This is a genomic window from Streptomyces sp. SID12501 (genome assembly GCF_010550245.1).
GTDB lineage: Bacteria > Actinomycetota > Actinomycetes > Streptomycetales > Streptomycetaceae > Streptomyces.
Window position 1 is genome coordinate 1 of the sequence record NZ_JAAGLU010000612.1, and the last position, 449, is coordinate 449.

At 75.3% G+C, this 449-nt stretch carries 1 pseudogene; it reads right to left on the minus strand.

Features of this window, described 5'->3' with window-relative positions:
• A pseudogene (locus G3I71_RS47540) lies at positions 1 to 449 on the minus strand (hypothetical protein); the annotation flags it as partial.

The window sequence follows — 449 nt, forward strand, 5'->3', positions numbered from 1 at the left end:
ACGTCGTAGTCGTTGGTGCCGGCCCGCGGGACGGCCACCGCCGCGTGGTGGATGTAACGGACGCCCTGGCGTTCGAGGGCTCCCGCGCCGGTGACGGCCACCGTGCCGGGCGCGACCGGCAGGCCCTGCGGCGCGTACCGATCCGTCCAGGCCCGGAGTTCGTCGCGCACCGGCTCCCCGACGATGCGTCCCGCGGGATCCCGCAGGGCCGCCGTGCGGCGCAGCGAGGCCGCCACGGAGGACTTGTAGGGCTCGGGCAGCGCGAAGTGGGTGTTCGACGGGGACACCACGACGTCGATGTCGCGCAGCAGGTCCACGGCGTGCACGTGCAGGGTGATCCCGTGGTCCCGGCCACCGATCCGGACGGGTATCCGGTGGTGTCCGGCGGGCAGTTGGCGGCCCGCGCTCCAAGCGTCGGAGGCCGCGTCCGTCCGGTGCGGGGCCCGTCC